Genomic DNA, 9,813 nt, shown 5'->3' with positions numbered 1-9,813 from the left:
AAACAGGGCAAGAACCTGCTCGACGTGGTTACCCAGCTCTTCGACGGCCGAGGAGCCTGGATCCCCATTCCAGCCTGACCACCAAACCAGTCACGTTCCGCCATCATCGTGTGTCCGATTTGCACCATATTGCTGGGCTTCCCGTCGGCACTCGGCAGCAGCTCGGCCCCCCAGCTGACAGCGAAAACGCCACCCGAAGACGCGGTCGAATACCCGGTGCCATTTCGGTGTGTGAAAGATTCCGCACAGGGCAGACGACGTCACGGAGGTTGATAATCATGGTCCCCCTGATTCTCGTACTGCTCCTCGTTCTGATCCTCTTCGGCGCAGGCTTCGCCGTGGACGTGCTGTGGTGGATCGCGGCCATTGTGCTGGTCGTGTGGCTGCTCGGATTCGTTCTCCGGCCGACGGGCGGCGGCGGCCGCTGGTATCGCTGGTAGGACCGGTACTCCGTGCACTGTCGCGACGGAATGCGGACGGGGGCTTGGGCGGGAAAACTCCCCCCGCAAAGCCCCTCGTCCGCCGATAAACGGCCGGAGAAACAGTCGCTCACCGACTATGTGCGTCACTGGTGTTTGCGGATCTTTGCCCTCGCTTCGGTTGCCGCTTTGTGGACGACCTCTTCCGTCTTCCCTGCCACTTGGCGGGCCACGCCCTTGACGCGGTCGCCGGTGCCTTTCCGATGCAGCTCGTCATGGCCTGCCATCCGTCCGGCCTTCTGCTTGGCCTTGCCCATGGTTTCCTGGACCTTGCCGCGTATCTTCTTTTCCATACCGGCCACGCGGATCAGCCCCTTCGTAAGTGGTAGGCCTCCCGTCACGCAGATACCTCGCACGGGGCCCGGCAAACGCCGCTCCAGCGCTTTTCGTCGTCGGTCCGCGCAGGAAGCGGCGGGCCGGAGGCGGTGTCATAGTCGGGGTGTCACCGAGGGCCGGACGGACCAGGAGAACCGGGCATGGGGTCAGCAGGGGACGGATGGCCGGAGAGAGCCGGCGGAAGCGGCAGGTTCGGCGTCGAGGTGCGGCCGGGCCCCGCGCCGGACATCGTCGTCGTCGCGGTCACGGGCGAGCTCGACCACGACACGGCCGAGCCGCTGCGGGCCGCCCTGGACGAAAGCATCGCCGGCGGTGCGCGCCGGCTGCTCGTCGACTGTTCCGGGCTGCTGTTCTGCGACTCCACCGGCCTGAACGTGCTGCTGCGCGCCCGCCTCGCCGCTCAGGAGGCGGATGCCCGGGTGGAGCTGGCGGCGCTGCGGCCCCAGGTCGCGCGGATGTTCGCCATCACGGGCGCCGGGGCGGTGTTTCCCCGGTACGCGAGCCTCAGCGAGGCCCTCGCCGAGCCACAGGAGGAGTAGAGAGCCGTGAGCGCGGCCGTTCCGGCGCAGGGGCAGACCCGCAGACTGGTGCTCTCCGGGCCCCGGGGCGCTGTCGGGCGCTGCCGCGACTTCAGCCGCGCCGCGCTCGCCGACTGGGGGTGGCTCCCGGACGACGGTGCGGACGAGGACCCGTACGGCCGGCTCGAGCCGGGCACGGCGTACGACGCGGACGGGCCGGACGACGCAGTCGAGCGGTACGACGCGGAGCCGCACGGCGCGTACGAGACCGACGAGGCGTACGAGATGGACGAGACGGCCGAGCGGCGGGCCGTCGCCGAGGACGTCCTCATGGTCGTCTCCGAGCTCGTCACCAATGCCTGCCTCCACACCGACGGACCACAGGAACTGGTGCTGCACGTCACGCCCGAACGCGTCCGTATCGAGGTCAGCGACGCCAGCCCCGTACCGCCGCGGCCCCGCCCCCACGCGGACCCGGCGATCCCCGGCGGCCACGGGTTGATCGTGCTCGGGCGGCTCGCCCGGGCCTGGGGCTCGGTGTCCCGCGGCACCGGCAAGACGGTGTGGGCGGAGGTCGCCGCCCCGCGCCGCTCCCGCCCGGCCCCGCCTTCCTGACTGCTCCCGGACCGCTCGGCCCCCATGCCTCCGTCCGGGTGTCGCCCCGGGCGCCCCGTGCGAGAGTCGAGACTGAGACCAGTACGCCGAACGAGCGACACGAGGCCGGCGATGGACGCATCCGCTCACTCACGGGACCATCCACGGGACCACCTCGAGGCCCGACCGGACGCCCCGCACCCCGGCCGTGCCGAGGCGGACCACCGCCCGCCGGCGGCCCTGAGCGAGGAGGGGCTGCGCAAGCTCCTCGCGGGGCTCACGGCCGTGCGCGACGGGGACTTCTCCGCCCGGCTCCCCGACGACGCCGGGGGCATCATGGGCGAGATCGCGTCGGTCTACAACGGCATGGCCGACCAGCTCTCCCTCGTGACCGCCGAGGTCACCCGGGTCGCCACCGAGGTCGGTGGTGAGGGCAGGCTCGGCGGCCACGCCCGTGTGAAGGGCGTCGGCGGCGTGTGGCAGGAGCTCACCACGGGCGTGAACACCATGGCCGACAACCTCACCTCGCAGGTGCGGTCGATCGCCCAGGTCGCATCCGCCGTCGCGCGCGGTGACCTCACCCAGAAGATCAGGGTCGACGCCCGCGGCGAGATCCTGGAGCTCAAGGAGACCATCAACACGATGGTCGAACGGCTCTCCTCGTTCGCCGAGGAGGTCACCCGCGTCGCCCGCGAGGTCGGCACCGAGGGCAACCTCGGCGGACAGGCCACCGTACGGGGAGTGTCGGGCACCTGGAAGGACCTGACCGACAACGTCAACTCCATGGCGACCAACCTGACCAATCAGGTCCGCAACATCGCCCAGGTCACCACCGCAGTTGCCCAGGGCGACCTCACCCGCAAGATCGACGTCGACGCGCGCGGCGAGATCCTGGAGCTCAAGACGACCATCAACACGATGGTGGACCAGCTGTCGTCGTTCGCCGCCGAGGTCACCCGGGTCGCCCGCGAGGTCGGCAGCGAGGGACGGCTCGGCGGCCAGGCCGAGGTCGAAGGGATCTCCGGCACCTGGAAACGGCTCACCGAGAACGTCAACGAGCTCGCCGGCAACCTCACCCGGCAGGTCCGCGCCATCGCGAAGGTCACCAGCGCCGTCGCCGAGGGCGATCTGACCCGGTCCATCACCGTCGAGGCCCCCGGTGAGGTCGGCGACCTCAAGGACAACATCAACGCGATGGTCGAGTCGCTTCGCGCCACCACCCGCGCCAACGAGGAACAGGACTGGCTCAAGACCAACCTGGCCCGGATCTCCGGACTCATGCAGTCGAGCAACGACCTCCAGGGGGTCGCCGCGGTCATCATGAACGAGGTACCGCCGCTGGTCTCCGCCCAGTACGGGGCGTTCTTCCTGGCCGAGGAGGCGGCCGACGGCAGCGGCCCGGAGCTCGTCATGACCGCCTCGTACGGCGCCCCTGCGGGGTCCGCCGCCCGGTCCGCCGCCGAGCCCTCCGGCCCGGCTGCCGGGCACTCCGACTCCGAAGTGCCGCCCGCCCGCTTCCGGCTCGGCGAGTCCCTCGTCGGCCAGTCCGCGCTCAGCCGTCGCACCATCGCCGTCGACGATCTCCCGCCCGGCTTCGTCACCATCTCGTCCGGCCTCGGAGCCGGCGCCCCGGGGGCGCTGATCGTGCTGCCGATCGTCGTCGAGGAACAGGTGCTCGGCGCCGTCGAACTGGCCGCGCTGCGCCCCTTCACCCGTATCCACCGCGACTTCCTCGACCGGTTCATCGAGATCGTCGGCGTCAACGTCAGCTCGCTCATCGCCCACACCCGCACCGACGAGCTGCTCGAACAGTCCCAGCGGCTCACCGCCGAACTGCGGGCCCGCTCCCAGGAGCTGCAGGCCCGCCAGGAGGAACTCCAGCGTTCGAACGCCGAACTCGCCGAGAAGGCCGCTCTCCTCGCCGACCGCAACCGCGACATCGAACGCAAGAACCTGGAGATCGAGCAGGCCAGGCAGGAGCTGGAGGAGCGGGCCAAACAGCTCTCGCGCACCTCGATGTACAAGTCCGAGTTCCTCGCCAACATGAGCCATGAGCTGCGCACCCCGCTCAACAGCCTGCTCATCCTGGCCCAGTTGCTCGCCCAGAACCCGGAAGGCAATCTGACCGCGAAGCAGGTCGACTACGCCGAGGTCATCCACTCCGCGGGCTCCGACCTCCTCCAGCTCATCAACGACATCCTCGATCTCTCGAAGGTCGAGGCGGGCAAGATGGACGTCCACCGCGAGCCGTTCCCGCTCCACCGGCTCCTGGAATACGTCGAGATGACGTTCCGCCCCCTGGCGAGCGAACGGAACCTGGACTTCAGGGTCGTCACGGCCGACGACGTGCCCACCGACATCACCACCGACGAGACCCGGCTGCGCCAGGTGCTGCGCAATCTGCTCTCCAACGCCGTGAAGTTCACCGAAGCCGGCAGCGTCGAACTGCGCGTCGAGCACGCGACCGACGACGAACTCCCCCCGCAGCTGCGCGGCGTGCCGGTGGTCGCCTTCCGGATCAAGGACACCGGTGTCGGGATCGCGCCGGAGCATCTGGAGTCCATCTTCGGAGCCTTCCAGCAGGGTGCCGTCACCACCGGGCGCCGCTACGGCGGCACCGGACTGGGGCTGTCCATCAGCCGCGAACTCGCCCAGCTCCTCAGTGGCGTGATCGTCGCGGAGAGCCGGCTCGGCAAGGGCAGCGTCTTCACCTTCTACGTGCCCGTCGGCGGCGTACTGCCGGAGCAGCCCCCGCCCGGAATCGCACCGGCACGCGGCCCCGCCGGAGCGGCACGAGCAGGGACGGGAACAGGGACCGGGGCGGCGGTAGCCCCCGGGCAGCCGCACGCGCCCAGCGGGTCGCTCGCCGGGCGGGTGGTACTCATCATCGACGACGACACGCGCAACGTGTTCGCGCTCACCGAGATCCTCGAAGCCGAGGGCGTCCGCGTCCTGACGGCCGACGACGGCCGCTCCGGCATCGAACTTCTCACCGCCCACCCGGACGTGGATCTGATCGTTATGGACGTGATGATGCCCGGGATGGACGGCTACAGCGCGACCGCCGCGATCAGGAAGCTGCCGAGGTTCGCCGCCGTCCCCGTCATCGTGGTCACGGCCAAGGCCATGCCGGGGGACCGGGTCAAGAGCCTCGCGGCCGGCGCCAACGACTACGTCACCAAGCCGGTCGACGCGTACGACCTCCTCGCACGCGTGCGCAAGTGGCTCCAGCACTGAGCGCCTTCGACGCGCGGGTCACCGAGCGCCCCCACCGTGACCCGGTCAGGAGACCCGTACGACCACCAGGCTGGTGTCGTCGTCCGTGTCCCCGGTGACGGACGCCAGCAGCCGGTCCGTCCGCTCGTCCAAACCCCCGGGGCCGAGCCGCTCCGCCGCGCGCCGCAGGCTCGCGAGGCTCTCGTCGAGCCCGGTGTGGCGCCGCTCCACCAGCCCGTCGGTGTACAGCATCAGCGTGTCCCCGGGGGCCAGCGGCGTCACCGTCTCCGTGTACGCGGCCGAGGGGACCGCGCCCAGCAGGATGTCGGGCGGTGGATCGAGGAAGCGTGCCCGCTCGTCACGGAGCAGCAAAAGCGGCAGATGCCCGGCGCTGGCCCAGCGCAGCGACCGGTCGGCCGGGTCGTACAGGGCGCACACGGCCGTGGCCGTCGGATGCCCGTGGGTGTGGAGGGTGACCTCGTTCAGCAGCGTCATCAGCCGGGCCGGGGACTCGCCGGTGAACGCGAGTCCCCGCAGCGCGTTGCGCAGCGCGACCATGCCCGTCACCGAGTCGATGCCGTGTCCCGCGATGTCGCCGACCGCGACCAGCACCCGTCCGCTGGGTAGCGGCAGGACGTCGTACCAGTCTCCGCCCACCCGGTACTCCTCGGCCGCCGGCCGGTAGCGGGCGGCCACCTGGAGGCCGGGCAGGTGCTGCAGCACCGGCACCTCCGGGACGATCGCCTGCTGCAACTGGATGACCAGCTGATGGCGGAGCGCGGCCTGGGTCTGTGCGGCAGTCAGCCGGTCGAACGTGGCGCTGAGCGCGATCTCGGTGTGGTGCTGCGCCGAGACGTCCTGGTACACGCCGGTGATCCCGGTGAGCACACCGCCCGTCAGCAACGGCTCGGCCGCGATCCGGACATGGCGCAGCCCGCCGTCCTCCCGGACCACGCGGACGACGGTGTGCGCACCCTGGCGGCGCTCGGTCAGCTCCGCCAGGAGAGCGTCGAGTTTCTCGGTCTCGTCCCGGTGCAGCTGCCGTCCCAGACGGCGCAGCGGCACCGCGGGAGCCGCCGGATCGACCCCGAAGATCCGGTACGCCTGCTCGCTCCACCGGGAGACCCCGGCGATCAGGTCGTCCTCGAAGGCGGCCAGGTTCTCCAGTCGGCCGAGCACCCGGGTCAGCGACATCAGGGGGTCCGTGGCGCCGTGCCAGAGCACGACGGTCCTGCCGGGGCCGACGGGCAGCACCCGCACGTCGAGCAGCGGGTCGGGATCCCCGGCCCGGTGCACGTCGGGCAGTCTGGCCGCCCGCTTCGGAACGGCGGACTCGCGCGCCTCCATGGACAGCCGTACGAGATCGGCCTCGACGGCAGGGAACACCTGGGCCAGCGGCCGTCCGGCCGCGCCGTGCACCCGGCCCGCCGAGTCCAGCGCCGGCCGGTTGAGGTGCTCGACGTGGAGGGCACCGGACTCCGGTTCGGCGCGCAGGGACATCGCCGGGTGGGTGAGCAGATCGAGGAGCGCGGCGAGTACGGCCGGCTCCACCGGGCCCGCGGGTCCGGCGTCCAGGATCCGTGCGGCGGGGACGGCCAGACCCATGAGGGCGCGCCGCACCGGTTCGTCCAGGCGGCGGGGGCCCGTCCAGTCGGCGAGGGCGAGACCCGTCACCGCCCCGCGCTGCCGCAGCGGGAGGACCGCACGGGCGGCGTCCTGCGCGGGTCCCGGCAACCGCTCGCCGTCGGAGGGCCCGGTCGGCAGCCAGGCGGGGGCTGCCTCCGCCAGCACGCGGTGCAGCGGGCTGCCGGCCTCCGGGGGCACCCAGCGCCAGTGCGCGGCCTCCAGCGGACTCACGCCGGCGCGTCCGGCCAGCTCCAGGCAGTCCGTCTCCGTACGCCGGAACAGCCACAGTCCGCGTACGCCGAGCGGGCGCAGCCCGCCGTCCAGCAGGGTCTCGGCCACCTCGTCGACCGTGCCGCCGGCCTTCGCGGCGGCCTCCGCGGCGGCCTCGGTACGGCGCGAACGGCGCGCCACCGCCCTCTCCTCGGTCTCCTTGTCCTGCTCAGCCCGCCCCCGGCCCTCGTCGCCTCCGCCCTCCGCGGCCGCCTTCATTGCGGCATCGGCCGCCGCGTCCTCGGCAAGCGGGTCGATCGTCCCCGCGGCGCCGTTGAGGATGTCGGCGGCGAGGTCCTCAGGAGCGACGCCGGTGGTCTCCGCCAGCCGGGTGAGATGGTCCAGTGCATCGGCGGGCGCGAGGGAGAGCTGCGCCACGAGCACGCCTGATGCCAGGTCGAGCAGATGACGGCGAGCGAGATCGCGGCGCATGGCCGCGAGTTCGGCGGTGAGCTGCGTGACCGCGGCGGCCAGCTGGTCGGGCCCCGCTTCGTTCCGCCCCTGATCGGGCATGGTCATGTGGTCTCCAGCGTGACGCACCGGATTTTACCCGTGCGCCGGTCGCACTGCGCTCCTGCTCCGGGCCGGTCGGTTTCCGGTCCGGGGCCGGGTCCGGGTTCGGGTTCGGCCGGTCGCTGTCGCGTCTCCGCCTCCGCAGTGGCATCCGACGGTGGAAGGAGAGTTCCGCAGAGCGGTTTTCCTCAGGAATATCCAGGATGTCCGGGATATCGGAGCGTCATCCGGGCAGGCGCGCGATGACGCGGGGGCGCAGGGAAGGGAGTGACGGTCATGGCCGAGCTGGTGAAAGACGTGATGACGACCGGGGTGCTGACGCTGCCGCCCGACGCATCGCTCGTCGAGGCTGCCCGGCTGATGCGCGACAAGGACGTCGGAGACGTGATGGTCGCCGACGACCACCGGCTGCTCGGTGTGCTCACGGACCGTGATATCACCGTACGGTCCGTCGCCATGGGTCATGATCCGTACATCATGCCCGTCCGTTCCGTCTGCACCCCCGACGTGCTCACGGTCCGTCCGGAGGAGGACACGGCGGAGGCCGTCAGGCTGATGCGGGTGCACATGGTGCGACGGCTCGCGGTCGTCGAGGACGGCCGGCCCCTGGGGGTCGTCACCCTCGGCGATCTGGCACGGTCGCGCGATCCGCGGTCGGCGCTGGCGGACATCTCCTCGGCTCCGCCGAACAGCGGGGCATGAGGCCCCGCCGGGCCGGACGGAGAGCCACCGAACTGCAAGCGAACCGCTAGAAGGAGACGACGATGCCTCGCGGATCCAGCGCCAAGCGTGAACGCCAGTACGAGCACATCAAGGAGAGCGCCCTGGAGCGCGGCGAAAGCCGCAAGCGTGCCGAGGAGATCGCGGCGCGCACGGTCAACAAGGAACGAGCCCAGAAGGGCGAGTCCAAGACCGCGAGCCGGACCTCGACGCAGGACATGTCACCCTCGAAGCGCGGTGGGCAGCGCTCGCACAAGGGCGCGCAGGGGCCGACCTACGATCAGCTCTACGAGGAGGCCAAGAGCCGCAACATCGAAGGCCGTTCGAAGATGAACAAGAAGGAACTGGCCCGCGAGCTCGGTTACTGACAGCGAGCTCGGTTGCCGACCCGTACCGCCGCTACTGCTCGCCCCACTACTGCTCGCCGGCGTCGTCGGCGAGCAGCCCCTCTCGCAGCTTCTCCAGCACCCGCGCCAGAAGTCGCGACACGTGCATCTGCGAGATCCCCAGCCGCTCCCCGATCTCCGACTGCGTCAACTCGTCGCCGAACCGCAGCGAGAGGATCGTGCGTTCCCGCTCCGGCAGCCCGGCGATCAGCGGTTTCAGGGACTCGAGGCACTCCACGAGGTCCAGGGCCGGGTCCTCCTCGCCCAGTCGGTGGGCGAGTGCGCTGACCGGCTCGTCGTCCTCGAGGGGTTCGAGGGACCGGGCCACGTATCCGTTGGTGGCCTGCTGGCCCTCCACGACCTCCGCCTCGGTGATGCCGAGCCGGTCCGCGAGTTCGGCCGCGGTCGGGGCGCGGGCGAGATCCTGTTCCAGGGTGTCGTAGGCCTTGGCGAGGTCCAGCCGGAGTTCCTGGAGCCGCCGAGGCACGCGCACGGCCCAGCTCGTGTCCCGGAAGAAGCGCTTGATCTCGCCGACCACGGTCGGGAGCGCGAAGGAGGTGAACTCGACCTCGCGCTCGACGTCGAACCGGTTGATCGCCTTGATCAGGCCGACCGTGCCGACCTGGACGATGTCCTCCATGGGTTCACTGCGGCCACGGAAGCGGCCCGCCGCGAACCTCACGAGGCTCATGTTGAGCTCCACCAGCGTGTTGCGGACGTACGAGTACTCTGCCGTGCCCTCCTCCAGCGAGCCCAGCCGGCGGAACAGGGCGACCGACAGGGTTCGCGCGTCCATCGTGCTGATGGTCCGGGGGTCGGGTATCTCCGGCAGGCCAGCCGGTACCGCCGACCGCTCAGGAGGGGCGGCACGGACGGTGGGTTCACGGGCGAGCGGCGAGCTGGACATGAGGCTCCTTCGACGGCCTGACGCCCGCGCCGGTGGCTACCGGCGGAACGTCGGCCGAGCTCCATCCGGTTGATACCCGTTTGTCACCTTTCAAAGCTTTCGGCATGACATGGCGCCTCGCGCGCCGGTGTGTACGGAGCGTGACGTTGATGCAGGTCAACTTCTCGGCCGTAAACGACCGAGCCTGTTGACTCGGTCGTCTACACCTTGTCGCGCTCCCGGCTGCCCCCTACGACGGGACGGCCACG

Annotated in this window: 9 protein-coding genes; 6 read left to right on the top strand and 3 right to left on the bottom strand. The window is 70.8% G+C overall.

All coding sequences use genetic code 11. The features are described 5' to 3' along the window. Positions 1-278: 278 nt before the first annotated feature. The gene (locus ACFV9O_RS38515) at positions 279-440 is read left to right on the top strand and encodes a hydrophobic protein (protein WP_385427217.1); all 162 of its coding nucleotides are present in this window, start codon (positions 279-281) and stop codon (positions 438-440) included. 125 nt (positions 441-565) lie between these two features. Here the strand turns inward: ACFV9O_RS38515 and ACFV9O_RS38510 are convergent, their stop codons facing one another. After that, a complete protein-coding gene (locus ACFV9O_RS38510; protein WP_385427220.1) occupies positions 566-772 on the bottom strand; it encodes a CsbD family protein in 207 nt (68 codons plus the stop codon). A 183-nt stretch (positions 773-955) separates the two neighbouring features. Here ACFV9O_RS38510 and ACFV9O_RS38505 point away from each other — a divergent pair, with 183 nt between their 5' ends. The 3 genes from ACFV9O_RS38505 (at position 956) to ACFV9O_RS38495 (ending at position 5,164) form a co-directional block, all read left to right on the top strand. Further along, positions 956-1,354: an STAS domain-containing protein gene (locus ACFV9O_RS38505; protein ID WP_385427215.1), complete on the top strand. Its 399-nt coding sequence runs from the start codon at positions 956-958 to the stop codon at positions 1,352-1,354. 6 nt (positions 1,355-1,360) lie between these two features. Continuing rightward, positions 1,361-1,948 carry an ATP-binding protein gene (locus tag ACFV9O_RS38500; protein WP_385427212.1) on the top strand — a complete coding sequence of 196 codons (588 nt, stop codon included), beginning with the start codon at positions 1,361-1,363 and terminating at the stop codon, positions 1,946-1,948. A gap of 111 nt (positions 1,949-2,059) precedes the next feature. Then, positions 2,060-5,164: a HAMP domain-containing protein gene (locus ACFV9O_RS38495; protein ID WP_385427210.1), complete on the top strand. Its 3,105-nt coding sequence runs from the start codon at positions 2,060-2,062 to the stop codon at positions 5,162-5,164. A 45-nt stretch (positions 5,165-5,209) separates the two neighbouring features. On the opposite strand, the gene ACFV9O_RS38490 is transcribed toward ACFV9O_RS38495, so the two are convergent. Continuing rightward, on the bottom strand, positions 5,210-7,558 hold the full coding sequence (locus tag ACFV9O_RS38490) for a SpoIIE family protein phosphatase (protein ID WP_385427207.1): 2,349 nt from the start codon (positions 7,556-7,558) through the stop codon (positions 5,210-5,212). 270 nt (positions 7,559-7,828) lie between these two features. Between ACFV9O_RS38490 and ACFV9O_RS38485 the strand changes: the two genes are divergently transcribed. Both ACFV9O_RS38485 and ACFV9O_RS38480 read left to right on the top strand, forming a co-directional pair. Continuing rightward, positions 7,829-8,254, top strand: a complete 426-nt coding sequence (locus ACFV9O_RS38485) for a CBS domain-containing protein (RefSeq protein ID WP_385427204.1) — start codon at positions 7,829-7,831, stop codon at positions 8,252-8,254. 62 nt (positions 8,255-8,316) lie between these two features. After that, positions 8,317-8,640 carry a plasmid stabilization protein gene (locus ACFV9O_RS38480; protein ID WP_385427201.1) on the top strand — a complete coding sequence of 108 codons (324 nt, stop codon included), beginning with the start codon at positions 8,317-8,319 and terminating at the stop codon, positions 8,638-8,640. Positions 8,641-8,686: 46 nt separating this feature from the next. Here ACFV9O_RS38480 and ACFV9O_RS38475 read toward each other — a convergent pair whose 3' ends face one another. Then, complete coding sequence (locus ACFV9O_RS38475) at positions 8,687-9,565, bottom strand: RNA polymerase sigma factor SigF (protein WP_385427199.1); 879 nt, start codon at positions 9,563-9,565, stop codon at positions 8,687-8,689. Between the last annotated feature and the right edge of the window lie 248 nt (positions 9,566-9,813).

The organism is Streptomyces sp. NPDC059909 (assembly GCF_042730885.1).
Taxonomy (GTDB): domain Bacteria; phylum Actinomycetota; class Actinomycetes; order Streptomycetales; family Streptomycetaceae; genus Streptomyces.
Note: the sequence above shows the minus strand (reverse complement) of the source record. Positions and strands in the feature narration are given on the sequence as shown.

Excerpts from the sequence above, each read along its gene's own strand:
- ACFV9O_RS38495 (WP_385427210.1), top strand. The coding sequence starts at position 2,060 with ATGGACGCATCCGCTCACTCACGGGACCATCCACGGGACCACCTCGAG.
- ACFV9O_RS38515 (WP_385427217.1), top strand. The coding sequence starts at position 279 with ATGGTCCCCCTGATTCTCGTACTGCTCCTCGTTCTGATCCTCTTCGGC.
- ACFV9O_RS38490 (WP_385427207.1), bottom strand. The coding sequence starts at position 7,558 with ATGACCATGCCCGATCAGGGGCGGAACGAAGCGGGGCCCGACCAGCTG.
- ACFV9O_RS38510 (WP_385427220.1), bottom strand. The coding sequence starts at position 772 with ATGGAAAAGAAGATACGCGGCAAGGTCCAGGAAACCATGGGCAAGGCC.
- ACFV9O_RS38475 (WP_385427199.1), bottom strand. The coding sequence starts at position 9,565 with ATGTCCAGCTCGCCGCTCGCCCGTGAACCCACCGTCCGTGCCGCCCCT.
- ACFV9O_RS38480 (WP_385427201.1), top strand. The coding sequence starts at position 8,317 with ATGCCTCGCGGATCCAGCGCCAAGCGTGAACGCCAGTACGAGCACATC.
- ACFV9O_RS38485 (WP_385427204.1), top strand. The coding sequence starts at position 7,829 with ATGGCCGAGCTGGTGAAAGACGTGATGACGACCGGGGTGCTGACGCTG.
- ACFV9O_RS38505 (WP_385427215.1), top strand. The coding sequence starts at position 956 with ATGGGGTCAGCAGGGGACGGATGGCCGGAGAGAGCCGGCGGAAGCGGC.